Annotated in this window: 21 protein-coding genes; 17 read left to right on the forward strand and 4 right to left on the reverse strand. The window is 67.0% G+C overall.

The window, feature by feature from the left end; all coding sequences use genetic code 11:
* Positions 1-2: 2 nt before the first annotated feature.
* Complete coding sequence (locus AC1DES_RS15090; RefSeq protein WP_476896521.1) at positions 3-2,549, reverse strand: DEAD/DEAH box helicase; 2,547 nt, start codon at positions 2,547-2,549, stop codon at positions 3-5.
* A gap of 191 nt (positions 2,550-2,740) precedes the next feature.
* Between AC1DES_RS15090 and AC1DES_RS15095 the strand changes: the two genes are divergently transcribed.
* The 17 genes from AC1DES_RS15095 to AC1DES_RS15175 all read left to right on the forward strand — a co-directional run bounded on the left by AC1DES_RS15095 (position 2,741) and on the right by AC1DES_RS15175 (position 22,389).
* Complete coding sequence (locus AC1DES_RS15095; RefSeq protein ID WP_476896522.1) at positions 2,741-3,520, forward strand: trans-aconitate 2-methyltransferase; 780 nt, start codon at positions 2,741-2,743, stop codon at positions 3,518-3,520.
* Positions 3,521-3,656: 136 nt separating this feature from the next.
* Positions 3,657-5,402, forward strand: coding sequence for an ABC transporter ATP-binding protein (locus AC1DES_RS15100; protein WP_476896615.1), 1,746 nt, complete (start codon positions 3,657-3,659; stop codon positions 5,400-5,402).
* Positions 5,403-5,437: 35 nt separating this feature from the next.
* Positions 5,438-7,273, forward strand: coding sequence for an ABC transporter ATP-binding protein (locus AC1DES_RS15105; protein WP_476896616.1), 1,836 nt, complete (start codon positions 5,438-5,440; stop codon positions 7,271-7,273).
* Positions 7,270-7,662 carry a GntR family transcriptional regulator gene (locus AC1DES_RS15110; RefSeq protein ID WP_476896523.1) on the forward strand — a complete coding sequence of 131 codons (393 nt, stop codon included), beginning with the start codon at positions 7,270-7,272 and terminating at the stop codon, positions 7,660-7,662. Before AC1DES_RS15105 ends, AC1DES_RS15110 begins: the two co-directional genes overlap by 4 nt.
* A gap of 67 nt (positions 7,663-7,729) precedes the next feature.
* Positions 7,730-10,699 carry an excinuclease ABC subunit UvrA gene (gene uvrA / locus AC1DES_RS15115; protein ID WP_476896524.1) on the forward strand — a complete coding sequence of 990 codons (2,970 nt, stop codon included), beginning with the start codon at positions 7,730-7,732 and terminating at the stop codon, positions 10,697-10,699.
* Between the two features lie 145 nt (positions 10,700-10,844).
* Complete coding sequence (locus AC1DES_RS15120) at positions 10,845-11,594, forward strand: HAD hydrolase-like protein (RefSeq protein WP_476896525.1); 750 nt, start codon at positions 10,845-10,847, stop codon at positions 11,592-11,594.
* Positions 11,581-12,249 (forward strand): lysophospholipid acyltransferase family protein, encoded by a 669-nt coding sequence (locus tag AC1DES_RS15125; RefSeq protein ID WP_476896526.1) that lies wholly within the window; start codon positions 11,581-11,583, stop codon positions 12,247-12,249. Before AC1DES_RS15120 ends, AC1DES_RS15125 begins: the two co-directional genes overlap by 14 nt.
* Positions 12,250-12,304: 55 nt before the next feature.
* Complete coding sequence (uvrC, locus tag AC1DES_RS15130) at positions 12,305-14,359, forward strand: excinuclease ABC subunit UvrC (protein ID WP_476896527.1); 2,055 nt, start codon at positions 12,305-12,307, stop codon at positions 14,357-14,359.
* Between the two features lie 133 nt (positions 14,360-14,492).
* A complete protein-coding gene (gene rapZ, locus AC1DES_RS15135; RefSeq protein WP_476896528.1) occupies positions 14,493-15,416 on the forward strand; it encodes an RNase adapter RapZ in 924 nt (307 codons plus the stop codon).
* On the forward strand, positions 15,416-16,435 hold the full coding sequence (locus tag AC1DES_RS15140) for a gluconeogenesis factor YvcK family protein (protein ID WP_476896529.1): 1,020 nt from the start codon (positions 15,416-15,418) through the stop codon (positions 16,433-16,435). Before rapZ ends, AC1DES_RS15140 begins: the two co-directional genes overlap by 1 nt.
* 10 nt (positions 16,436-16,445) lie before the next feature.
* Positions 16,446-17,426: a DNA-binding protein WhiA gene (gene whiA / locus AC1DES_RS15145; protein ID WP_090577741.1), complete on the forward strand. Its 981-nt coding sequence runs from the start codon at positions 16,446-16,448 to the stop codon at positions 17,424-17,426.
* A 104-nt stretch (positions 17,427-17,530) separates the two neighbouring features.
* Positions 17,531-18,154, forward strand: coding sequence for a superoxide dismutase (locus AC1DES_RS15150; protein ID WP_476896530.1), 624 nt, complete (start codon positions 17,531-17,533; stop codon positions 18,152-18,154).
* Between the two features lie 265 nt (positions 18,155-18,419).
* A complete protein-coding gene (gap, locus tag AC1DES_RS15155; RefSeq protein WP_476896531.1) occupies positions 18,420-19,430 on the forward strand; it encodes a type I glyceraldehyde-3-phosphate dehydrogenase in 1,011 nt (336 codons plus the stop codon).
* A gap of 10 nt (positions 19,431-19,440) precedes the next feature.
* Positions 19,441-20,667, forward strand: coding sequence for a phosphoglycerate kinase (locus AC1DES_RS15160; RefSeq protein WP_476896532.1), 1,227 nt, complete (start codon positions 19,441-19,443; stop codon positions 20,665-20,667).
* A gap of 101 nt (positions 20,668-20,768) precedes the next feature.
* Positions 20,769-21,584: a triose-phosphate isomerase gene (gene tpiA / locus AC1DES_RS15165; RefSeq protein ID WP_476896533.1), complete on the forward strand. Its 816-nt coding sequence runs from the start codon at positions 20,769-20,771 to the stop codon at positions 21,582-21,584.
* Positions 21,585-21,633: 49 nt separating this feature from the next.
* A complete protein-coding gene (gene secG / locus AC1DES_RS15170; protein WP_476896534.1) occupies positions 21,634-21,891 on the forward strand; it encodes a preprotein translocase subunit SecG in 258 nt (85 codons plus the stop codon).
* Between the two features lie 120 nt (positions 21,892-22,011).
* The gene (locus AC1DES_RS15175) at positions 22,012-22,389 is read left to right on the forward strand and encodes an RNA polymerase-binding protein RbpA (protein ID WP_476896535.1); all 378 of its coding nucleotides are present in this window, start codon (positions 22,012-22,014) and stop codon (positions 22,387-22,389) included.
* Here AC1DES_RS15175 and pgl read toward each other — a convergent pair.
* The 3 genes from pgl to zwf are packed head-to-tail and all read right to left on the reverse strand — an operon-like array spanning position 22,360 to position 25,668.
* Entirely contained in the window at positions 22,360-23,178 is an 819-nt protein-coding gene (pgl, locus tag AC1DES_RS15180) for a 6-phosphogluconolactonase (protein ID WP_476896536.1), read from the reverse strand. The genes AC1DES_RS15175 and pgl overlap by 30 nt on opposite strands.
* Positions 23,168-24,109, reverse strand: coding sequence for a glucose-6-phosphate dehydrogenase assembly protein OpcA (locus AC1DES_RS15185; protein ID WP_476896537.1), 942 nt, complete (start codon positions 24,107-24,109; stop codon positions 23,168-23,170). Before AC1DES_RS15185 ends, pgl begins: the two co-directional genes overlap by 11 nt.
* Positions 24,106-25,668, reverse strand: coding sequence for a glucose-6-phosphate dehydrogenase (gene zwf, locus AC1DES_RS15190; RefSeq protein ID WP_476896538.1), 1,563 nt, complete (start codon positions 25,666-25,668; stop codon positions 24,106-24,108). Before zwf ends, AC1DES_RS15185 begins: the two co-directional genes overlap by 4 nt.
* Positions 25,669-25,683: the final 15 nt, after the last annotated feature.

The following is a 25,683-nucleotide window of genomic DNA, read 5'->3' on the forward strand; positions in this document are numbered from 1 at the left end:
GACTAGAGGCGGTTGACGTCCGTCACACGAACGATTGCGGTGCCGGTGTCGTCCGAGGCCGCCAGGTCGACGTCGGCCGAGATGCCCCAGTCGTGGTTGCCGGCCGGATCATCGAAGATCTGGCGGACCTTCCACGCCCCGGGCTCCTCCGTGATGATGAGGAGGCCTGGTCCGCGGGCGTCGGGGCCCGTGCCGATGTCGTCGTGTTCGTCGAAGTAGTCGTCCAGCGCGTCTTCCCACCGTTCGGCGTCCCAGCCGGAGCCGGCGTCGAGGTCGCCCAGGGCCGTGGCGGCCTCGTCGGCGAACAGTTCCACGCGGCGGAACATCTCGTTGCGCACCATCACCCGGAAGGCCCGGATGTTGGACGTCAGGGACGGCGGCGGGGGCGGGGGAGCGTCGTGCCGGGTCGGCACGGCACCGGAGGTGAGCTCCTCCCACTCGTCAAGGAGGCTGGAGTCCACCTGGCGCACCAGTTCGCCCAGCCAGGCGATGAGGTCCTCGAGGTCTTCGCGGAGCGCGTCCCGGGGGACGGTCTGGCGGAGGGCCTTGAAGCCGTCCGCGAGGTAGCGCAGCACAATGCCTTCGGACCGGGCCAGGCCGTAGAACTGCACGAACTCGCCGAAGTTCATGGCACGCTCGTACATGTCACGGACCACGGACTTTGGCGCCAGCTCGAAGTCGCCGATCCATGGTGCGGCCTTGCGGTAGACGTCGAACGCCTCGCCCAGGATCCCGGCCAGCGGCTGCGGGTAGGTGACCTCCTCGAGCATGGCCATGCGCTGGTCGTACTCAATGCCGTCGGCCTTCATCGCCGCAATGGCCTCGCCGCGGACCTTCTTCTGCTGGGCGGACAGGATCTGCCTCGGCTTCTCCAGCGTCGCCTCGATCACGGACACGACGTCCAGGGCATACGACGGCGACTCCGGGTCCAGCAGCTCCAGCGCCGCGAGGGCAAACGGGGACAGCGGCTGGTTCAGGGCGAAGTTGGCCTGCAGGTGGACCGTGAGCCGGACCGTCCGGCCGTCCGCGCCCTGCTCGGCGGCCGGAATCCGCTCCACGACGCCGGCCGCCAGCAACTCCCGGTAGATGCCGAGGGCCTTCTTCATGAGCTGGAGCTGGGAGCTGCGCGGCTCATGGTTTTCGGTGAGCAGCCGGCGGGCGGCGGTGAACGGATCACCGGGCCGTTCCATCAGGTTCATCAGCATCGCGTGGGTCACGGTGAAACTCGACGTCAGCGGGTCCGGGACGGAGTCGACAAGCCGCTTGTAGGTCGGTTCGCCCCAGGACACGAAGCCCTCGGGCGGCTTCTTCCTGACCACCTGGCGCAGTTTCTTCTGGTCGTCGCCGAATTTCGCCGTGGCCTTGGCCATCGCCTTGACGTTCTCGGTGACGTGCTCGGGCGCCTGCACGACGACAGTCCCGGCCGTGTCGTAGCCGGCCCTGCCGGCCCGGCCGGCGATCTGGTGGAACTCGCGGGAATTCAGCAGCCGGGTGCGGACGCCGTCGTACTTGCTCAGGGCGGTGAGCAGCACAGTGCGGATCGGCACGTTGATGCCGACGCCGAGCGTATCGGTGCCGCAGATGACTTTGAGCAGCCCGGCCTGGGCCAGTTGCTCCACGAGCCTGCGGTACTTCGGGAGCATCCCCGCGTGGTGGACGCCGATGCCGTGGCGGACCAGCCGGTTCAGGGTCTTGCCGAAGCCGGCGGCGAAACGGAAGCCGGCGATCAGCTCGGCGATCTTGTCCTTCTCCTCACGGGTGCAGACGTTGATGCTCATGAGGTTCTGGGCCCGGTCGATCGCCTCGACCTGGCTGAAGTGCACGACGTAGACGGGCACCTGCTTCGTGGCGAGCAACTCCTCGAGGGTCTCGTGGACGGGGGTCTGCTCGTAGTAGTAGTGCAACGGAATGGGACGCTCCGCGGAACTGACGGTCGTCGTCGGACGACCGGTCAGTTCGCTGATGCCCGCCTCGAAGCGGCTGACGTCGCCAAGTGTTGCGGACATCAACAGGAACTGGGCCTGGGGGAGCTCGAGCAGGGGAACCTGCCAGGCCCAGCCGCGCTGGGGGTCGGCGTAGAAATGGAACTCGTCCATGATGACGGCGCCGAGCTCGGCGGCGGCGCCCTCGCGCAGGGCGGTGTTGGCGAGGATTTCGGCGGTGCAGCAGATGATCGGCGCGTCCTGGTTGACGCCGGAATCACCGGTGATCATTCCGACGTTTTCGGCGCCGAAGATCTCGCAGAGGGCGAAGAACTTCTCGGACACGAGGGCCTTGATGGGTGCGGTGTAATAGCTGCGCTGGCCGCGGGCCATGGCCTGGAAATGTGCGGCAATCGCGACGAGCGACTTTCCGGAGCCTGTGGGGGTCGCCAGGATCACGTTGGCGCCGGAGGCAAACTCCATGATGGCTTCGTCCTGGGCGGTATAGAGCGCCAGCCCGCGGCTTTCGGTCCACTCGACAAATCTGGTGTAGAGCTCGTCCGGATCGAGGCCGGTTCTGCCGGGAATTCGGGCGACCGGGGCGGGGAGCTGATCAACGAGTTTCATTGCTTTCCAGCTTAGTGCCCGCGGCCGGGCGCGCACTCCCCAGGCGGCGTCCGCGGGGCACTGCCCGCGGGTGCGTGGCCTCCTTGGCGCGCCCCCCAGCCGGGGTTACGCTTCGAACAGGGCTTCTCAAACGACGCATCTCAAATAACGCATCGCGAATAAGGCTTGTTGCCGGCGACTGGAGGAAACTAGTGAAATGGGACCCCGCAAAATACGTGCAGTTCGGGGATTACCGGGACAGACCCTACTTTGACCTGACGGCCAGGGTGCATGCGGACGCCCCACACCATGTCGTTGACCTGGGCTGCGGTCCGGGCAACCTGACGGCGACTCTCGCGGACCGCTGGCCGGATGCGCAGGTGCTGGGCCTGGACTCCTCCCAGGAGATGCTGGCGAAGTCCGGCGGCTACGCTGCCCAGGCGGAGAATCTCTCCTTCAGCCTGGCCGACATCGCCGGGTGGATGCCGTCGGGGGAGACGGACGTGGTGGTCACCAACGCGGCGCTGCAATGGGTGCCCGGCCACCGTGGGATGCTCCGCCGCTGGCTTGACGCGCTCAAACCGGGAGGCTGGTTCGCGCTGCAGGTGCCCGGCAATTTCAATTCTCCGTCGCACACGCTCATGCGCGGGCTCGCGGAATCGGAGGCCTGGTCCGGGCGGCTTGCCGGGGTGCTGCGTCACGACGACGTCGTGGGGGAGCCCGCCGACTACCTTGACATCATGCTCGACGCCGGATGCGACGCCGACGCATGGGAGACCACCTACCTGCAGCTTCTCGCCGGTCAGGACCCGGTGCTGGAATGGGTGCGGGGTACGGGCCTCCGGCCCGTCCTTGCGGCCCTCACCCCCGCGGAGGCGAAGGAGTTCGAGGCCGAGTACTCGGCCCGCCTTGCCGAAGCCTATCCGCCCGGCCCCCACGGGACGGTCTTCGCCTTCCGGCGCATTTTTGCAGTGGCCCGCAAACACGACTGAACGGGGTGTCGGCGGTATGACACGGAGCACTCCGCGGCGGGGCTTACAATGACGGAGCGGCCTCGGGGGTGGGCGTCATGCTGTTTCCTTGTCCGAGCCCTGCGCTAGTGATGGAGGTTCGGTGCTTATTGGCCTGATGGGGCGCCTGTTGTCCGCCCATAAGGTGACCGTGCTGGCCATCGTCCTCCTGCAGCTCGTGCAAACCTCGGCGAATCTGCTGCTGCCCACCTTGAATGCCGCCGTCATCGATGACGGAATAATCGCCGGCAACACGGCGGAAATCCTTCGCCTTGGTTCGTGGATGGCAGGGATCGCTGCCGTCCAGGTTGTAGCCGCGATCGGGGCCGGCTACCTGGGCGCCGTCGTGGCCATGGAGCTGGGGCGCCAGCTGCGTGCGGAACTATTCGCCAAGGTGCAGTCCATGTCGTCGCAGGAGGTCGGGGCCTTCGGTGCACCCAGCCTCGTCACCCGTGCCACCAATGACGTCACCCAGATCCAGAACCTCGCCGTGCTGGTCTTCACCATGCTGATCGCGGCCCCGGCGATCTTCCTCGGCGGCATTGCCCTCGCGGTGCACCAGGACATGGCACTCTCCGGCATCGTGGTTGCCGTGATCCCGGTGCTCGCCGTCATCATGACCGTGATCGTGCGCCGCCTGATACCCCTCTACCGTGAGGGGCAGGGGCTCATCGACCGGATGAGCCGGGTGCTGCGCGAGCAGATCATCGGCGCCAACGTGATCCGCGGCTTCGTCCGGCAGCGCCACGAGGCCCGCCGCTTCGACGCCGTCAACGTGGAGCTCACACGGAACAGCCTGCAGTCCGCGCTGCTGGTCGCGGGGATGCTGCCGATGATCATGCTCGTGGTCAACCTTTCGTCCGTGGGCGTCATCTGGTTCGGCGGCCACCGGATCGAAGCCGGGGAAATGCGGGTGGGCGCCCTCACCGCCCTCATCGCCTACATCCTCCAGATCCTCATCGCAATCATGATGGCAATGTACGTGTTCATGACCGCACCGCGCGCGGCCGCGTGCGCCGAGCGGATCCAGGAAGTGCTGGATACCGATCCCGCGATCGCGGACCCTGCAGCGGCCGCCGGTGCGGCTGCTGCCCTGCCGTCCGGCGGCGCCGTCCCTTCCGCTTGCCCGTTGGAGTTCCGCAACGTTACTTTCGCCTACCCGGGGGCCCAGTCTCCCGTATTGGACGGCGTCAGCTTCACCGCGGTTCCCGGGACCACGACGGCGATCATCGGCGCCACCGGCAGCGGCAAGACCACCCTGCTCAACTTGCTGCCGCGTTTCCTTGACGCCACTGGCGGACAGATCAGCCTCGGCGGCTGCGACCTGCGTGCGCTGCCGCTGGCCGTTCTCCGTTCCCACATCTCCCTTGTGCCCCAGCAGTCTTATCTCTTCTCCGGGACGCTCGCGGCGAACCTCCGTTTCGGTTCGCCCACAGCTGGCGACGAGGAGCTCTGGGCCGCGCTCCGGACCGCCCAGGCCGAGGACTTTGTTCGCGCACTGCCGGAGGGCCTTGACTCGCCGGTGAGCCAGGGCGGCACCAACTTCTCCGGCGGCCAGCGGCAGCGGCTGTGTATCGCCCGGGCCCTGCTCCGTCGCGCCCCGGTCTATTTGTTCGATGACAGTTTTTCGGCGCTGGACTACGGAACGGATGCCAGGCTTCGGGAGGCGATTGAACCCCTACTGCGCTCGGCCACCGTGCTGATCGTGGCCGAGCGGGTGGCCACGATCATGGACGCCGGCCTCATCCTCGTGCTTGAAGATGGCCGGCTCGTCGCGCAGGGCACCCACAAGGAACTTATGGAGTCCTCGCCGAGCTACCGGGAGATCGCAGCCTCCCAGCTCGTGCTGGAGGAGTCGCAGTGAGCCGGGACACGGACCGGCTGCGGTGGGGGACCGCCATGCGGCTGCTTGGACTGCTCAAGCCGGCCAAGTGGCGGATGGCAGGCGTCATTGCCGCCACCTGCGCCTTTGTCACCCTCAACGTAGCGGCCCCGAAGATCCTGGGGGATGCCACCGATGTGGTCGTGCATGGATTCCTGGGAGGGTCCTTTAACGAGCAAAAGCTCGAGACCCTGCTGGTGACCGTCGCCGTGATGTACATCGGCGCATCCCTTTTCAGCTGGATCCAGGGTGCGCTGACCGCCAGTGCCGTGCAGCGCGTCGGCTACGCCCTTCGCGCCTCTGTCGAGGACAAACTGCATCTGCTGCCTTCAAGCCACTTCGATGAACAGCACCGCGGTGAGGTGCTCTCCCGAGCCACCAACGACGTCGACAATATCTCGCAGGCCCTCAACCAGCTCCTCAACCAGCTGATCATGTCCGTCCTGATGCTCTCCGGAGCGCTGGCCATGATGCTGTGGCTTTCACCGCTCCTTGCCCTGATCGCACTGGTGACCGTTCCGGTGTCCACGCTGATCACCGTGCCCGTGGCACGGAAATCCCAGGCCCACTTCACCGCACAGTGGGCCAACACGGGCGAGCTGCACTCCCAGCTGGAGGAGTTCATCACGGGGCAGGAGGTGGTCAAGGCCTTCGGGCGGCAGGACGCGTCGGCAGCCAGCTTCACGGACAGCAACGACAAGCTGACCCGCTCCAGCGCCCGCGCGCAGTACCTGTCGGGCGTCGTCCAGCCGCTGATGATCTTCATGGCCAACCTCAACTACATCGCTGTTGCCGTGGTGGGGGCGTTTCAGGTCACGGCAGGCGTCCTGACCATTGGCGGCATCCAGGCCTTCATCCAGTTCAGCCGTCTCTTCAGCCAGCCGATGGGCCAGATCGGCGGCATGCTGACGCTCATGCAGTCCTGTCTTGCCTCCGCGGAGCGTGTCTTCGCCCTCCTGGACGCGCCGGAGATCGCGCCGGAGGGTCCGGCCGTTGTCCGGCTTCCACACCCCGCGCCCACACACCGGGCCTCCGCGGACACGGGCACTCCCGGGAACCCGGGCGCCACCGGCGCAGTTCCGGGCGTGGAGGGACGCGTCGCCTTCGAGCATGTCACGTTCAGCTACAGCCCGGGATCCCCGGTGATCCAGGATCTCTCCTTTGCCGTGGAGCCCGGGCAGACGGTGGCCATCGTGGGACACACCGGCGCCGGCAAGACAACTGTCGTAAACCTGCTGATGAGGTTCTACGAACTCGATTCGGGGCGGATCAGTGTTGACGGCATCAACATAGCGGACCTGCCGCGCGATGAGTTGCGGTCCGTCTTCGGCGTCGTGCTCCAGGATGCCTGGCTGTTCACCGGGAGCATCAGGGAAAACATCGAATACGGCCGGCCCGGCGCCAGCGACGCCGAGATCGTCGCGGCGGCCCGGGCCAGCCATGTGGATCAGTTCGTCCGGGCCCTGCCTGCAGGCTACAACACAGTGATCGGCAACGACGGCGACTCCTTGAGCCGGGGGCAGCGCCAGCTCATTTCGATCGCGCGCGCAGAGCTTGCCGGGCGCAGCATCCTGGTGCTGGACGAGGCGACCAGCTCCGTGGACAGCCGCACCGAGGTGCAGATCCGGCAGGCAATGCAGCGGCTGCGCCGGGGTCATACGAGCTTCGTCATCGCGCACCGTTTGTCCACGGTCCGGGACGCTGATCTAATTCTCGTCATGGACCATGGACGGATCGTTGAACTCGGGACCCATCAGCAGCTGATGGCCAGGAGCGGGCACTACGCAACGTTGTACGAGGCGCAGTTCGCGGGTCGCGAACAGCTGCAGGGCGTCCGGGAGCGGGAACAGTGAGCCCGACGGAGGCCGCCGCGGGACGCTTCCCTGGTTCGTGGCGGCCCAACCCGGCCAGCACCGTCCCGCTGTTCGAACAGCTCCGGCTCCACATCATTGAACGCGCCGACAACGGCGCCCTGGCGCCTGGAACGAGGCTGCCGGCAGTCCGAATCCTGGCCGGAGAACTGGGCGTGGCCCCCCACACGGTGGCGCGCGCCTACAAGGAACTCGAAGCCGCCGGTATCGTGGCGACGCGGGGACGGAACGGGACGGTCGTCTGTGCCCGGGACGCCGCCTGGGGCTCGCTGTCAGCCTCCGCTGCCGACTTCGCTGCGGCGGCCAAGGCCCAGGGGGCAAGTTTCGCCGAAGCCGTCCAATTGCTTGCCGCCGCCTACGACCGCCAGTAGGGCCGCGCGGCCCCGGGACTGCGGGGAGAATAGTTCTTCGAAGAAGTTTTCGATTAGCATTAGTTCCGTGCCTAAAGCTGTAGCTGAAGATCCAGCCGTTGAAGTCCAGTCCGCCTCCGCACCAGTGGCGTCCGCCGAACCGGGCCCTGGCCGGCCGGGCCCCGACCAGGCGCGCCCGGACGTGAAGCGTCCCGACCTGACGCGGCTTGTCGTCAAGGGCGCGCGCGAACACAACCTGCGCAACGTTGACCTCGATCTTCCCCGCGACGCCATGATCGTCTTCACCGGGCTGTCCGGGTCCGGGAAGTCATCCCTGGCGTTCGATACGATTTTTGCCGAAGGACAGCGCCGCTATGTCGAGTCGCTGTCGGCCTATGCCCGGCAGTTCCTCGGTCAAGTGGATAAGCCCGACGTCGACTTCATCGAGGGCCTCTCGCCCGCAGTGTCGATCGACCAGAAGTCCACCAGCAAGAACCCCCGTTCAACGGTGGGCACCATCACCGAGATCTACGATTACATGCGCCTGCTGTGGGCCCGCGTGGGCCGGCCGCATTGCCCCATCTGCGGGGAGCCGGTAGCGAAGCAGACCCCCCAGCAGATCGTGGACCAGCTGCTCGAACTGCCGGACGGCACGCGGTTCCAGGTGCTGGCGCCCGTGGTCCGGGGCCGCAAGGGCGAATTCGTTGACCTGTTCAAGGAGCTCACCGCGAAGGGCTACTCGCGGGCGCGGGTGGATGACAAGCTCATCCAGCTCAGCGACCCGCCCAAGCTGGGCAAACAGTTCAAGCACACGATCGAAGTTGTCGTTGACCGCCTTGTGGTCAAGGAAGGCATCAGCCAGCGCCTCACCGACTCGGTCGAGACCGCCCTGGGACTCGCCGAGGGCCGGGTACTGGCCGAATTCGTCGACCTTGAGGCTGACGATCCCGAGAGGATCCGGGCATTCTCCGAGCACCTTGCCTGTCCCAATGAGCACCCCCTCGCCATCGACGAGATCGAGCCGCGATCGTTCTCCTTCAACAACCCCTTCGGCGCCTGCACTGCCTGCAGCGGCATCGGCACCAAGCTTGAGGTCGACGAGGAACTCCTCATCCCCAACCCGGAGCTCTCACTCTCCGAAGGCGCCATCGCGCCATGGTCGCTCGGGACGGCGACGACCGAGTACTGGAACCGGCTCCTCGGCGGCCTCGCGAAGGAGCTCGGATTTTCCATGACCACGCCGTGGGAGAAGCTTCCCGCCGAGGCGCGGCAGACCGTCCTGCACGGCAAAGACCACAAGGTCGTGGTGCAGTACCGCAACCGCTTCGGCCGGGAACGCAAGTACAGCACGGGCTTCGAGGGCGTCGTCCAGTACGTCCACCGCAAGCACACTGAAACCGACTCGGACACGGCCAGGGACCGCTACGAGGAGTACATGCGGCAGGTCCCGTGCCCGGCCTGTAACGGTGCCCGGCTGAACCCGGCGTCGCTCTCGGTCCTGATCAACGGCAAGTCCATCGCGGAGGTCGCAGCGCTGCCGATGCGCGAATGCGCGCATTTCCTGAACACCCTCGTGCTCACCGGCCGGGAGGCCCAGATCGCACACCAGGTCCTGAAGGAAATCCAGGCCCGCCTGACCTTCCTCCTCGACGTCGGACTTGAGTACCTGAACCTCGAACGCCCCTCGGGTACGCTCTCCGGCGGCGAGGCCCAGCGCATCCGGCTCGCTACCCAGATCGGATCGGGACTTGTCGGCGTGCTCTACGTCCTCGACGAACCATCCATCGGCCTGCACCAGCGCGACAACCGCCGGCTGATCGAAACGCTGACCAGGCTGCGCGACCTCGGCAACACCCTGATTGTGGTGGAGCATGACGAGGACACCATCCAGGAAGCCGACTGGGTAGTGGACATCGGACCCGGCGCCGGCGAACACGGCGGCAACGTAGTGCATTCCGGCTCCTACCAGGCCCTGCTGGAGAACACGGCGTCCCTGACCGGCGACTACCTCTCCGGCCGCAAGAAAATTGACATCCCGAAGAAACGCCGCAAGTACGACAAGAAGCGTGAGCTCAAGGTGGTCGGGGCCAAGGAGAACAACCTCCTGAACGTCGACGCCAGTTTCCCGCTGGGACTCTTCACAGCAGTGACGGGCGTCAGCGGCTCGGGCAAATCCACCCTGGTCAACGAGATCCTTTACAAGGTGCTGGCCAACAAGCTCAACGGCGCCAAGCAGGTGGCCGGACGCCACAAGTCGATCCAGGGCCTGGAGCACCTCGACAAGGTGGTGCATGTCGATCAGAGCCCCATCGGCCGCACCCCGCGGTCCAACCCGGCCACCTATACCGGCGTGTTTGACAACATCCGGAAGCTCTTCGCCGAAACGACGGAGGCCAAGGTGCGCGGATACCAGCCCGGCCGGTTCTCCTTCAACGTCAAGGGCGGCCGCTGCGAAGCCTGCTCCGGTGACGGCACCCTGAAGATCGAGATGAACTTCCTCCCGGACGTGTATGTCCCCTGCGAGGTCTGCCATGGAGCCCGGTACAACCGGGAAACCCTCGAGGTGCACTACAAGGGCAAGACCATTGCGGATGTCCTGAACATGCCCATCGAGGAAGGCGCCGAGTTCTTTGCCGCGTTCTCACCGATCGCCCGGCACCTGAACACCCTCGTCGACGTCGGGCTCGGCTACGTCCGGCTGGGCCAGCCCGCCACCACGTTGTCCGGCGGCGAGGCGCAGCGCGTGAAGCTCGCGGCGGAACTCCAGAAGCGCTCGAACGGCCGCAGCGTCTACGTCCTGGACGAGCCCACCACCGGCCTGCACTTCGAGGACATCAGGAAGCTCCTGATGGTCCTCCAGGGCCTGGTGGACAAGGGCAACACCGTGATCACGATCGAGCACAACCTCGACGTTATCAAGAGCGCGGACTGGATCGTCGACCTTGGCCCGGACGGCGGATCAGGCGGAGGAAGGGTCATCGCCACCGGCACGCCCGAACACGTCGCCAAGTCGACCGAGAGCCATACGGCGGCATTCCTGGCGGAACTCCTGGCCTGAGCACGGCCGGGGCATCCTCCCGGGGACGGGGCATCCGCGAAAGCATTCGGCGGATGCCCCGTCCCGAGGCCGAAGCTCTCCCGGACGTATTCCCTTCCGGGCATGGGAGTTTCTGGCATCAGCGGACTCGTGAGAAACTAGGCCGGTGACCCATACAACAGTGCCCGTGATCTTTGACCTGGACGGCACTCTTGTCGATCCGGCGCAGGGAATCTCGGACGGAATAGCCGCGGCCCTCACCGAACTGGGACTCGCAGTCCCCGGCAAGGCCCGGCTGGATGCGATGATCGGCCCCAAACTCAGCCACTCGCTGAGGGAGATCGCCGGGGTCCCGGACTCGCAGCTGGAACAGGCCATCCGGATCTACCGGGCCCATTACCTTTCGACGGGGATCGCGCAGAGCCGCCTGTACCCGGGTATCCGGAGCCTCCTGGATTCGTACGTCGAAGCCGGACGGCCGATCGCCGTCGCCACCCAGAAGCCCGAGGGCCTGGCCCGGATCGTGCTCGAGCACCACGGCATCGCCGCCTGCTTCCGGTTCATCCGCGGCTCGGCGGCCGACGAGGCCGGTCCTGCTTCCGGCCCGGCCGGGAAGGCGGGGATCGTCGCTGCTGCACTGGCGGATCTGGATACACTGGCCGGCGTTGACGTCCGGCACGCCCTGATGGTGGGGGACCGGGCCCAGGACGTTGCCGGCGCCGCGGCGAACGGACTTGACTGCATCGGCGTCGGCTGGGGTTTTGCGCTCGACGGCGAACTCCGCGAGGCGGGCGCCGTCGAGATTGTGCACAGCACCGCGGCCCTGGATGACGCCATCGGCAGTCGGGACCGGGTCCGCACTCCCGCCCTGATGACCACCGCCCTGAACGAGGTCCACGCCAATGGCAATGTTTGACGCAATCCGCTGGACGACCCGGGGACTCATATCCTCCACCTGCCGGCCCACGGTCATCGGCCTCGAAAACGTGCCCCGGCACGGGCCGTTCATCGTGGCGCCCAACCACCTTTCCTTCCTCGACAGCGTGATCGTCCAGGCCCTGATGCCCCGGCCCGTGGCATTCTTCGCCAAGGCGGAATACTTCACCACCGGCGGCGTCAAAGGCAAAGTCATGAAGTCCTTTTTCGAAGCGGTGGGCTCCATCCCGGTGGAGCGCGGCGAGCAGGCGGCCAGCGTCCAGGCGCTGAAGACGCTGTTGGACATCCTCGACTCCGGCAAGGGCATCGGCATCTACCCTGAAGGCACACGCTCCCGGGACGGGATCCTGTACCGCGGCCGTACCGGGGTGGGGTGGCTGGCCCTCACGACAGGCGCCCCGGTCATCCCGGTAGGCCTGATCGGCACGGAGAACCTGCAGCCCGCGGACAGCAAATCGGTCAAGCCACAGCACTTCACCATGAAAGTGGGCGAGCCCCTGTACTTCGAGAAGACGGGCCCGGACCATTCGCTGCCCGCACGCCGCCAGGTCACCGACCGCATCATGGACGCGATCGCGGAACTCAGCGGCCAGGCGCGCTCCACGAGTTACAACCAGAGCAAGAGCGCCGAGTAGCCGTCCCGCCGGGCCGCGGTCGGCGGCACCGCGGCAGGCTCAGTAGACTGGACACGTGGCAGATCCAGCGAGTTACCGACCCCAGACGGGTGAAATTCCGACCAATCCGGGCGTGTACCGCTTCCGCGACCCGCACGGCCGGGTCATCTACGTGGGCAAGGCCAAGAACCTCCGTTCCCGGTTGAATTCCTACTTCGCCAACCCGGCCGGACTGCTGCCCAAGACGTACGCCATGGTCCACACCGCCTCCAGCGTGGAATGGACAGTCGTCGGCAGTGAGCTCGAGTCCCTCCAGCTCGAATACACCTGGATCAAGGAGTTCGCGCCCCGGTTCAACGTCATGTTCCGGGACGACAAGACCTACCCGTACCTCGCCGTCACCATGGGGGAGAAATACCCCCGCGTACAGGTCCTGCGCGGGGAACGCCGGAAAGGCACCCGGTATTTCGGCCCGTACACCGCCGGCGCCATCCGCGAAACGCTGGACACGCTGCTGCGGGTTTTTCCGGTCCGCAGCTGCAGCGCCGGGGTCCTCAAGCGCGCCGAAGCCAGCGGCCGGCCGTGCCTGCTCGGCTACATCGACAAATGCGCCGCCCCTTGCGTCGGGCGCATCTCGCCGGAGGGCCACCGCGCCCTGGCCGAGGATTTCTGCTCCTTCATGGGCGGGGAAGCCAAACCGTTCGTCTCACGGCTCGAAAAGGAGATGGCCGCCGCCGTCGCGGAACTCGACTACGAACGGGCGGCCCGCCTCCGGGACGACATCGTCGCGCTGAAAAAGGTTTTCGAACGAAACGCGGTGGTCCTCGCCGAGGACACCGATGCCGACGTCTTCGCCCTGCACGAGGACGAGCTGGAGGCTGCGGTCCAGGTCTTCCACGTCCGCGGCGGCCGGATCCGGGGCCAGCGCGGGTGGGTCGTGGAAAAAGTGGAGGACTCCACGACTCCGGACCTCGTGGAACATCTGCTCCTGCAGGTCTACGGCGACGAGGCCGGCATCCAGGGCCGGCTGCCGCGCGAGGTCCTCGTCCCGGCAGAGCCCAGCAACGCGGCGGAACTGACCGAATGGCTCAGTGGCCTGCGCGGCGCCAAGGTCGACGTCCGGGTGCCGCAGCGCGGCGACAAGGCCGCCCTGCTGTCCACCGTGCGGGAGAACGCCGAGCACGCACTGCGGCTCCACAAAACCCGGCGCGCCGGCGACCTGACCGTCCGCTCCCAGGCGCTCCAGGAACTGCAGGAGGCACTGGACCTTCCCGTCGCGCTGTTGCGGATCGAATGTTACGACATCTCCCATATCCAGGGCACCAACGTCGTGGGCTCCATGGTGGTGGTCGAGGACGGACTGCCGAAGAAGTCCGACTACCGCAAGTTCTCCGTGACCGGAGACGCCGCCGCCGATGACACGGCCGCGATGCACGATGTCCTGACCCGCCGCTTCCGGCACTATCTGGACGACCAGGCGGCGCAGGCGGCCCAAGTGGAAGCCGTCCGCCAGCACGGCCGGCAGTCGGGCCGCCAGGCGGCGCTGAATGCGGCGTCCGAGGCAGCGGTCGCCGTCGCACTGGCCGGCCCGGCCGAGGACACGACGACGCCGGCGTCCCGGACGAAGTTCGCCTACCCGCCCAACCTCGTCGTGGTCGACGGCGGCCAGCCCCAGGTCAACGCTGCGGCCCGGGCACTGGCCGAACTCGGCATCGAGGACGTCTACGTCGTCGGCCTCGCCAAACGACTGGAGGAAGTCTGGCTGCCGGACAGCGACTTCCCGGTGATCCTGCCCCGCGCCTCGGCGGGGCTCTACTTGTTGCAGCGCATCCGCGACGAAGCGCACCGTTTCGCGATCTCCTTCCACCGGCAGAAACGCGGCAAGGCCATGACCGTGTCCGCGCTTGACGGCGTTCCGGGCCTGGGGGAGTCCAAGCGCAAGGCGCTGCTGGCCCAGTTCGGTTCCGTTAAGAGCATCAAGGCGGCAACGGCCGGGGACCTCATGGCGGCCAAGGGGATCGGCCCGTCCCTGGCCGACGCGATCGTCCGGCACTTCGGCCCCGAGGGTGATGCGGGCGCGGCCGGCGTGCCTGCCGTCAACATGACCACCGGCGAAATCCTCGAAACTTAGCTAGCTCCGCGAAACTTAGCTAGGGTAAGGAGTTGGAACGGCGCGCGCGGTGGCAGACATCCCTGCGCCGCTCAAGGCGCGACCAGCACGACGCGACCAGCAGGCATTGCACAGCAGAAACGGGGCTTCACAGATGGCAGAGTCGACGGCAGAATCCGGCGCGGACGAGAACGGTATGACGCCGGTCAAGCCCGTAGAGGCGGAGCTGCTCGTAGTGACAGGCATGTCGGGAGCCGGCCGGAGCACCGCCTCGGACGCACTGGAGGACCACGGCTGGTACGTCGTGGAGAACCTCCCGCCCCAGATGCTCGGCACGCTCGCGGAACTGGTGTCGCGGACGCCGCACTCGATGTCCAAGCTCGCCGTCGTGATGGATGTCCGCAGTAAGGAACTCTTCGCCGACATCCGCACGGCCCTCCGCTCCCTCGAAGCGTCCGGCGTGAGCTTCCGCGTGCTGTTCCTTGACGCCAACGACGACGCGCTGGTCCGCCGCTTCGAGCAGGGCCGGCGGCCCCACCCGCTCCAGGGCGGCGGCCGGATCCTGGAGGGCATCGCGGCCGAGCGGGAACTCGTGCGCGAACTCCGGGACATGGCCGACATCGTCCTGGACACCTCCGCACTGAACGTGCACGGCCTCGCCACCGCGATCACCGAGCTGTTCAGCGAAACCGGGCCGGTGGCGCTCCGGCTGAACGTCATGAGCTTCGGATTCAAATACGGGCTGCCCGTCGACTCCAACTTCGTGGCGGATGCCCGCTTCATCCCCAACCCGCACTGGGTACCGCAGCTCCGGCCCCACACCGGCCTGGACAAGGATGTTAGCGACTATGTACTGGAGGCCCAGGGGGTGAGCAACTTCGTGGAACGCTACGTGCTGGCGCTGGAGCCGGTCCTGGACGGCTACCGGCGGGAGAACAAGCACTACGCCACGATCGCCGTCGGCTGCACCGGCGGCAAGCACCGGTCCGTGGCCGTGGCCGTCGAGCTCTCACGGAGGCTCGCGCAGTACCCGCGCGTCACCGTGACCACCACCCACCGGGACCTGGGCCGCGAATAATGGCACTCCTCACCGGTCCACTGCCCCTGGTCCCGCCAGCCAGTGCGGCCTTCGCCAGCCAGCAGGACAAAGGACCCTCCGTGGTGGCCCTGGGCGGCGGCCACGGCCTGTCCGCCTCGCTCTCCGCCCTGCGCCTGCTCACTTCGGAGCTGACCGCGATCGTCACGGTCGCGGACGACGGCGGATCCTCCGGCAGGCTCCGCGAGGAGTACGGCGTCCTCCCGCCCGGCGACCTCCGCATGGCCCTGTCCGCGCTGTGCGACGACACCGACTGGGGCCGCACCTGGCGCGACGTCATGCAGCACCGCTTCGCCCCCGGCAAGGGGCGCGGCGGTTCCCTCGATGAGCACGCCATGGGCAACCTGCTGATCGTGACCCTCTGGGAGCTGCTCGGCGACACGGTCGCCGGCCTCAAGTGGGCCGGCGCCCTCCTCGGCGCGCGCGGCGAGGTGCTGCCCATGTCCAGCATCCCGCTGACCATCGAAGGCCAGGTCCGGGTCACTGCCCCGGACGGCACGTCGGTGCTGCAGACCCTGACCGGCCAGGCCAAGTGTGCCGTCGCCGGTTCGCTGGAGCGCGTCCGGCTGCTGCCCGAGAACGCCACTGCATGCATGGAGGCCCTGACCGCGATCGAGCTGGCCGACTGGGTGATCCTGGGCCCGGGATCCTGGTACACCTCCGTGCTGCCGCACCTGCTGCTCCCCGAGATGCGCGAAGCCCTCTGCAACACGGCTGCGCGGCGCTGCCTGACGATGAACCTTGCCACGGATACCAAGGAAACCCTGGGCATGAGCGCCGCGGACCACCTCCGGGTGCTGCGCGAGTACGCGCCCGAGTTCACAGTCGACGTCGTCCTGGCCGATCCGGCGTCGGTCCAGGACCTGCCCGACTTCGAACAGGCGGCCGGGATGCTCGGTGCCGAGGTGGTCTTGGGTAAAGTGGGGGCGTCTGGTCGCCGTCCGGTCCACGATCCGTTGCGGCTGGCGACGGCGTACCACGATATTTTCGGGAACAGTTAGGAAAGGTGCCATGGCACTGACAGCATCAGTCAAGGAAGAACTTTCCCGTCTGGATATCAAGAAGTCATCCGTCCGCAAGGCCGAGGTCTCGGCCATGCTCCGCTTCGCCGGGGGCCTGCACATCATCTCCGGCCGGATTGTGATCGAGGCCGAAGTCGACCTCGCCTCGACCGCCCGGCGGCTGCGCGCCGCCATCGCCGAGGTCTACGGCCACCAGAGCGAGATCATCGTCGTCTCCGGCGGCGGGCTTCGCCGCGGCAGCCGCTACGTGGTGCGCGTAGTCCGCGACGGCGAGGCCCTCGCGCGCCAGACGGGTCTTTTGGACGCCCGCGGGCGTCCCGTCCGCGGGCTGCCGTCGGTGGTCGTCAACGGCTCCGCCGCCGACGCCGAAGCGGTGTGGCGGGGCGCCTTCCTGGCCCACGGCTCGCTCACCGAGCCCGGACGCTCCTCCGCCATGGAGGTCACCTGCCCCGGCCCCGAATCCGCACTCGCCCTGGTCGGTGCCGCACGGCGCCTTGGCATCCAGGCCAAGGCCCGCGAGGTCAGGGGAGTGGACCGCGTCGTGATCCGCGACGGCGACACCATCGCAGCGCTGCTGACCCGGATGGGCGCGCACGACGCGCTCATGGTCTGGGAAGAACGGCGCATGCGCAAGGAGGTCCGGGCCACGGCCAACCGCCTGGCCAACTTCGACGACGCCAACCTGCGCCGTTCGGCGCAGGCCGCCGTCGCCGCCGGCGCCCGCGTCGACCGCGCCCTGGAAATCCTCGGCGACGACGTCCCGGACCACCTCAAGTACGCCGGCGAGCTGCGGGTGGCCCACAAGCAGGCGAGCCTGGACGAGCTCGGCCGCCTCGCGGACCCTGTCATGACCAAGGACGCCATCGCCGGTCGCATCCGCAGGCTCCTGGCCATGGCGGACAAACGCGCCCAGGACCTCGGCATCCCCGGCACGGAAGCCAATGTGACGCCCGAAATGCTGGACGACTAGCGCCGTCCTAGAATCAAGAACATATTTCCGGGTGCTCAGCCATCCGGATGCACAATCCGAGAGTTACCGAACCGGACAACCCGTCCACGACATTGGAGGATTTTGTGACCGAGTACGTACTGCCCGAGCTCGACTATGACTACGCAGCGCTGGAGCCGCACATCTCCGCGAAGATCATGGAGCTGCACCACAGCAAGCACCACGCCGCCTACGTGGCCGGCGCCAACAACGCCCTCGCCCAGCTGGCCGAGGCGCGCGGGAAGGGCGACTTCGCCAACATCAACCGCCTCTCCAAGGACCTTGCCTTCCACACCGGCGGCCACATCAACCACTCCGTGTTCTGGAAGAACCTCTCGCCGGACGGCGGCGACAAGCCCGAGGGCGAGCTCGCTGCGGCGGTCGACGATGCCTTCGGCTCCTTTGACGCCTTCCGTGCCCAGTTCAGCGCCGCGGCGCTGGGCCTGCAGGGTTCGGGCTGGGGCTTCCTGGCCTACGAGCCGATTGGTGGCAACCTCGTCATCGAGCAGCTCTACGACCAGCAGGGCAACGTTGCGCTGGGCACCACCCCGCTGCTGATGCTGGACATGTGGGAGCACGCCTTCTACCTGGACTACGTCAACGTCAAGGCCGACTACGTCAAGGCTTTCTGGAACATCGTCAACTGGGCTGATGTCGCCAAGCGCTTCGACGGTGCCCGCAGGAACGCCACGGGGCTCATCACCCTCTAGCGTGACCCGGCGGACACCTGCGTGTAACAAACCTCACAATTCGTTCCGTTAGGCCCGAATCGTGGACGGTCTGCCCCTGCACTTGCGGGGGCAGACCCAGTTAAACGTAAGATAGGTCACGGAAGGCGGTTAGCCTTCAGCAATGTGGCTGGTCGCCCTCCGATCTGGTAATCATCTCTGCCCAATGGCGTGCGGGATCTGTTAGTTGGCTTGAACGCCTGACTCAACTAGTCGTGCTTGCACAAGCACCAAGGAGACTGAAAACGTGACGACCCGTATTGGCATCAACGGCTTTGGCCGCATCGGCCGCAACTACTTCCGCGCAGCACTGGCACAGGGTGCAGACCTCGAGATCGTTGCCGTCAACGACCTCACGAGCCCGGAAGCCCTCGCCCACCTGCTCAAGTACGACTCCGTCGGCGGCCGCCTGAAGGAAACCGTCGAGGTCAAGGACGGCAACATCGTCGTCGACGGCAACATCATCAAGGTCCTCGCCGAGCGCGACCCCGCCAAGCTCCCCTGGGGTGAGCTTGGCGTCGACATCGTCATCGAGTCCACGGGCTTCTTCACGAAGGCAGCCGACGCGCAGAAGCACATCGACGCCGGCGCGAAGAAGGTCCTGATCTCCGCACCCGCCTCGGATGAGGACATCACGATCGTCATGGGCGTCAACGACGGCCTGTACGACGGCGCCGCGCACCACATCATCTCCAACGCCTCGTGCACCACCAACTGCCTCGGCCCGCTGGCCAAGGTCATCAACGACTCCTTCGGCATCGAGCGCGGACTGATGACCACCATCCACGCCTACACGGCCGACCAGAACCTGCAGGACGGCCCGCACAAGGACCTCCGCCGGGCCCGCGCTGCCGCCATCAACATGGTCCCCACCTCCACGGGTGCCGCCAAGGCAATCGGCCTGGTCCTGCCCGAGCTCAAGGGCAAGCTCGACGGCTACGCCATCCGCGTCCCGGTCCCGACGGGTTCCGCCACGGACCTGACCGTCACCGTGTCCCGTGAAACCACGGTGGCCGAAGTGAACGCAGCCCTCAAGGCGGCGTCGGAGTCCGAGGAACTCAAGGGCCTCCTGACCTACACCGACGAGCCGATCGTGTCCTCGGACATCGTCGGCGACCCGGCATCCTCCATCTTCGACTCCGGCCTCACCAAGGTCATCGGAAACCAGGTCAAGGTTGTTTCCTGGTATGACAACGAATGGGGCTACTCCAACCGCCTCGTGGACCTCACGGAGCTCGTCGCAGACAAGCTGGGCTAGGGTAGGACTCATGACATTCCACACCCTCAACGAACTGATCGCTGATGGTGTCCGCGGGCGGTACGTTCTGGTCAGAAGTGACCTGAACGTGCCGCTCGACGGCTCTACAGTGACTGACGACGGCCGCATCAAGGCCTCCCTGCCAGTGCTGGCGAAGCTCACGGACGCCGGTGCCCGCGTGCTGGTCACAGCACACCTGGGACGCCCCAAGGGCGCCCCTGAAGAGAAGTATTCGCTCAAGCCCGCGGCCGCGCGCCTGGCGGAGCTTGCCCCGTTCAAGGTCTCACTGGCCGGCGATACGGTCGGCAAGTCCGCCAAGGAGCTGGCGTCCGCGCTGCAGGACGGCGAAGCGCTGGTCCTGGAGAACGTGCGCTTCGACGCCCGCGAGACCTCAAAGGACGACGCCGAGCGCGGCGCGTTCGCAGACGAGCTCGTGGCGCTCACGGGCTCCGATGGAGCGTTCGTCGACGACGCCTTCGGTGCCGTGCACCGCAAGCACGCGTCCGTCTACGACGTCGCCACGCGGCTGCCGTCCTACCAGGGCGACCTCGTGCGCACGGAGGTCGAGGTGCTGCGCAAGCTCACCACGGACACCCAGCGCCCGTACGTCGTTGTGCTTGGTGGTTCCAAGGTCTCGGACAAGCTTGCGGTCATCGAGAACCTGATCGGCAAGGCGGACACGATCCTGGTGGGCGGCGGCATGCTGTTCACCTTCCTCGCGGCTGAGGGCCACAAGGTGGCGGGCAGCCTGCTCGAACAGGACCAGATCCCCGTGGTCCAGGCCTACCTGAAGCGGGCCGCGGATGCCGGCACCGAATTCGTGGTTCCCACGGACGTCGTGGTGGCCAGCAAGTTCGCGGCGGACGCGGAGCACGAGACCGTCCCTGCCGACGCCATCGAGTCCGGCGCCTTCGGCCGGCAGGGCATCGGCCTGGACATCGGGCCGGAATCGGCAGCCGCTTTCGCGGAACGGATCAAGGGAGCCAGGACCGTGTTCTGGAACGGACCCATGGGCGTCTTCGAGTTCGCGGCCTTCGCGGCCGGCACCCGGGCAATCGCCCAGGCGCTCACGCAGACCGGGGCGTTCACGGTCGTCGGCGGCGGCGACTCCGCTGCGGCGGTGCGGACCCTGGGTTTTGCCGATGACCAGTTCGGCCACATTTCCACGGGCGGCGGCGCCAGCCTCGAGTACCTTGAGGGCAAGGAACTGCCCGGCCTGAGCGTACTGGACCGGTAGCAGCACCGGCCGGCAGGGCGCCGCCCGCACCCAGCGGGGCGCCCTGCCGGCTTTTTCACCACCAGACTTTCTTGATCCGCACCACTTCTCCTGGAGATCACGTGACAACGTCAACCAACGGCACCTTCGACCGCACGCCCCTCATCGCAGGCAACTGGAAGATGAACATGGACCATGTCCAGGGCATCACGCTTCTGCAGAAGCTCGCGTGGACCCTGTCCGACGCCAAGCACGATTACAGCCGCGCCGAGGTGGCCGTTTTCCCTCCGTACACGGATCTCCGCGGCGTCCAGACCCTCGTCCAGGGCGATGAGCTCAAGGTCGTCTACGGCGGCCAGGACCTCTCCCAGTTCGACTCCGGCGCGTACACCGGCGATATCTCGGGACAGTTCCTCGCCAAGCTAGGCTGCACCTACGTCCTGGTCGGCCACAGTGAACGCCGCACCATCCACAACGAGTCCGACGACGTCCTCAACGCCAAGACCAAGGCCGCCTTCCGCCACGGCATCACCCCCGTGCTCTGCGTCGGCGAAGGCCTGGAAATCCGCCAGGCCGGAACGCACGTGGACCACACCCTCGCCCAGCTGCGGGCCGGCGTCGAAGCCCTCACTGCCGAGCAGGCCGCCGGCCTCGTCGTCGCGTACGAGCCCGTCTGGGCGATCGGGACCGGTGAAGTGGCAGGCCCGGAAGACGCGCAGGAAATGTGCGCGGCCATCCGCGCCGAGCTGTCCACCCTCTTCGGAGCGGACGTCGCGGCCAAGACCCGGCTCCTCTACGGCGGCTCGGTCAAGGCGAACAACGCAGCGTCAATCCTCAGGGAGCGCGACGTCGACGGGCTGCTCGTGGGCGGCGCCAGCCTGGATGCTGTCGAGTTTGCTAATATTGTCAGGTTCGAGAGTCACCTGCTGACGGATTAGACCGGACACAGGCGTGGCCCCCGCATTCCAAATCTTCTGAAAGGCCGTCGTGGACGTTCTTCATGTCATTCTGCAGGTTCTCCTGGGCATCACCAGCCTCCTGCTGACTTTGCTCATCCTGCTCCACAAAGGCCGTGGCGGCGGGCTGTCCGACATGTTCGGCGGCGGCATGAGCTCAGGCCTGAGCTCCTCGGGCGTCGCCGAGCGGAACCTCAACCGGTTCACGATCATCCTGGGCGTCACCTGGGCGGTCGTCATCATCGCCCTCGGACTCCTCATGCGGTTCAGCACCGGGGCCAGTTCCTAGACGCCTCTTTTCAGGAACTTTGCAAGGGGCCTTGCGGCCCTGCCGGCATCGGGAACCCGCGAACTACACTGTCGCTGAAGGTAAGCACCATTCCACCAGCTGAGTAGCCAGGAGTTCCCGATGCTGCATTCTGCTTCCGGATTCAGGGGCATCCGTGTGGGTGCGACCGAAGGGGCAACACCCCGCCACGAGCCGCTTGACGGGGCTGGCGTACGCCAGCCCCGTATTCGTGTGTCCTACCTTTGTGCCAAAGGCCATGAAACTGCCCTGGTCTTCGCACAGCTCCCCGAGGACCAGATCCCGGGCGTCTGGGACTGCCGGCGGTGCGGCGGCACGGCTACCCGGGACGAGGCAAAATTCGCCCTCGAAGACGTCCCCGCCGAAGGCTTCAAGACCCACCTCGAATACGTTAAAGAGCGGCGCTCCAGCCAGGACGCCGAAGACGTGCTCGCTGGAGCGCTGGAGCGCCTACGCGCCCGACGGGCCCTTCCGGACTAGCTGTTCCGGGACGCGTGAGGCCGCGTTTTCGTCGATCAGCCACAGCGTCCGGCGACGCCCCCGCGGACCTGCCGCCGGCACCTGTACCGGGTTGGCCCCGGCCAGTGCCAGGCCCACGGCGCCGGCTTTGTCTTCACCGGCCACCACCATCCACACTTCCGCTGCCGTGTTGATGGCCGGCAGCGTGAGGGACACCCTCCCAGGCGGCGGCTTGGGGGAGTTGCGGACGCCCACGACCGTCAGCTCCTTCTCGCGGATGCCGGTCTGCTCGGGGAACAGGGACGCGATGTGGGCGTCCGGTCCGACACCCAGCAGGACGATATCCAGGCGGGGAAGGCGTCCCGGATGTTCCGGACGGTCATCGGACATGTCCGCGGCGTGCTCGGCGGCGGCCGCCTCGCTCAGGCGGCGCGCGTAGTCCGCGGCTGCGTCTTCAGGAGTCTCGAAATCGTCCGAAGACCCGGGAACATGCACACGGGCCGGATCAACGCTGATGCGTGACAGGAGGGCATCCTCCGCCTGGCGGGCGTTGCGCTCCGCGTCGTCAGCTGCCACGAAGCGCTCATCGCCCCACCAGAAGTTGACCTTGGTCCAGTCGACGGCGGGCGCCGCCGGCGACTCGGCCACAGCCTTGAGCGAGCCGATCCCCATGGACCCCCCGGTAAGCACCACAGTCGCCTCGCCGTGCCGGTCCTGGATATCCACGAGCTTGGTTATCAGCCGTGCCGCGATCGCGGCCATGAGCACATTCGAGTCAGGATGGATGCTTACTCTGGGGTCAGCGCTCACTGGGACGGACACTCCTTAGGTTGGTACGTGGCAGTCCAATAGTAATCACTTCTCCGAAGACTTCGTCCGGATCAAGGCGCCGCAGTTCTTCGGCGAGGCAGTCCTTGAGGCTGCGCCGCGGGAGGGAGATGCGCTGCGCGGGCTGGCCGGGCTGCGTCAGCTCCGCCACCGTGAGTCCGGGCCGGAACAGCTGGATATCGCCGCCGGTGCGGCCGAGGCGGACGCGCCGGATCCCCGTCCCGGCCGGGTCCGCGACGATGGTCACAGGAACGTCCAGCGCCAGTGTGAGCCAGGCTGCGAGCAGAATGGTGCTGGGGGAGTCCGAGGCGCCCTCGACGGCGACGGCCGTCACCGGGGAGTCGTCCACCTGGTCCAGGACCGCGGCCAGCTGGATGCGCCAGTTGGTCAGGCGGGTCCAGGCGAGGTCGGTGTCGCCGGCTTTGTAGGTGCGGCGGATGTTTTCCAGCGCCGTCACCGGGTCCGCCTCGTTGGCCGAGTCCGTGATGCGCCGGTGCGCGATCCGCCCGATCGACGTCTGGCAGGCGTTCTTCGGGGCACCGTGCGGCCACCACGCCACGATCGGCGCGTCCGGCAGCAGCAGGGCAGCCACGAGGGACTCGCTTTCCTCCGCCAGCTCGCCATAGCCGCGGAGCAGGATCACTTCGGACGCCCCGGCGTCGCCGCCGACCCTGATCTGGGCGTCGAGGCGCGTCGGCGCCGAAGACCCGGCGTCGGCGAGGACGATGATGCGGCACGGGTGTTCCCGGCTGGCCTCGTTGGCCGCCTCAATGGCCTCCTCCTCGAGCCCGGACCGGGTGACGACCACGAGGGTCAGCACCCGGCCCAGGGCGATCACACCGCCCTGCTCACGCAGGGCCATGATCTTCTTGGAAATCTTGGAAGTTGTTGTGTCAGGAAGATCTACGATCATGGCCTTCTCCAGGTTCGTCCGTCGCGGGCGAGCAGCTCGTCGGCCGAGGCGGGGCCCCAGCTGCCGGGCGCGTAGGGCTCCGGCTGCTCGTCGAGGCCGGCCCAGTAGTCCTCGAACGGATCCAGGATCTTCCAGGACAGCTCCACTTCCTGATGTCGGGGGAACAGCGGCGGTTCTCCCAGCAGCACGTCAAGTATGAGCCGCTCGTAGGCTTCGGGGCTGGACTCCGTGAAGGAGTGGCCGTAGCCGAAGTCCATGGTGACATCACGGACTTCCATCTGCGTGCCAGGGACCTTGGAGCCGAACCGGATGGTGGCGCCTTCATCGGGCTGGACGCGGATAACCACCGCGTTCTGGCCGAAGTCGTCCTCGCCGTGGTCCGTAAAGAGCAGGTTCGGCGCGCGCTTAAGCACTACGGCGATTTCGGTCACCCTGCGCCCCAGCCGTTTGCCGGCCCGCAGGTAGAACGGCACACCGGACCAGCGCCGGGTGTTGATGTCCACCCGGATCGCCGCGAACGTCTCGGTCTTGGAATCGGCCGGGATGCCGTCCTCGTCAAGGTAGCCGAGGACCTCCTCGCCGCCCTGCCAGCCGCCGGTGAACTGGCCGCGCGCGGAGTGGGTGGAAAGGTCCTCCGGCAACCGCACGGCCGCCAGGACCTTTTCCTTCTCGGCACGGAGGTCGTCCGCGTTGAAGGAAATCGGCTCCTCCATGGCGGTCAGCGCCAGCAGCTGCAGGAGGTGGTTCTGGATGACATCGCGGGCCGCGCCGACGCCGTCGTAGTAGCCTGCCCGGCCGCCGGTGCCGATGTCCTCCGCCATGGTGATCTGGACATGGTCCACGTAGTTCGCGTTCCAGAGCGGCTCGAACAGCTGGTTCGCGAAGCGCAGCGCCAGGATGTTCTGCACCGTCTCCTTGCCGAGGTAGTGGTCGATCCTGAAGACCGCGTCCGGCGGGAAGACCGACTCGACGATGTCGTTGAGCTGGCGGGCCGATTCGAGGTCGTGCCCGAACGGCTTTTCAATGACCACCCGGCGCCACTTGTCGCCCTCGGCCTGGGCCAGGCCGTGCTTGGAGAGCTGGCGGCAGACCTGCTCAAACGCTTTCGGCGGGATGGACAGGTAGAACGCGTGGTTTCCCCGCGTCCCGCGCTGCTCGTCGAGCTCGTCGATCGTGTCGCTGAGGCGCTTGAACGCCTCGTCGTCGTCGAACTCGCCCTGCACGAAGCGGATGCCCTCGGAAAGCTGCTTCCACACCGTTTCATCAAACGGGGTGCGGGCGTAGGCCTTCACGGACTCCTTCACCTCGGCGGCGAAGTCCTCGTTCTCCCACTGCCGCCGGGCGAAGCCCACGAGGGCGAAGCTTGGCGGCAGCAGCCCGCGGTTGGCGAGGTCGTACACGGCCGGCATGAGCTTCTTGCGGGCGAGATCCCCGGTCACGCCGAAGAGGACCAGGGAGGACGGCCCGGCAATACGGTTCAGGCGGCGGTCGCGGGGGTCCCGGAGCGGATTGCGCCCCCGGCCCGCAGGACTCCTGCCGCCGATGTAGGTTTCTGGCATGGTTGCGTGGGTGCC

Source organism: Arthrobacter sp. 05T442 (assembly GCF_056395945.1).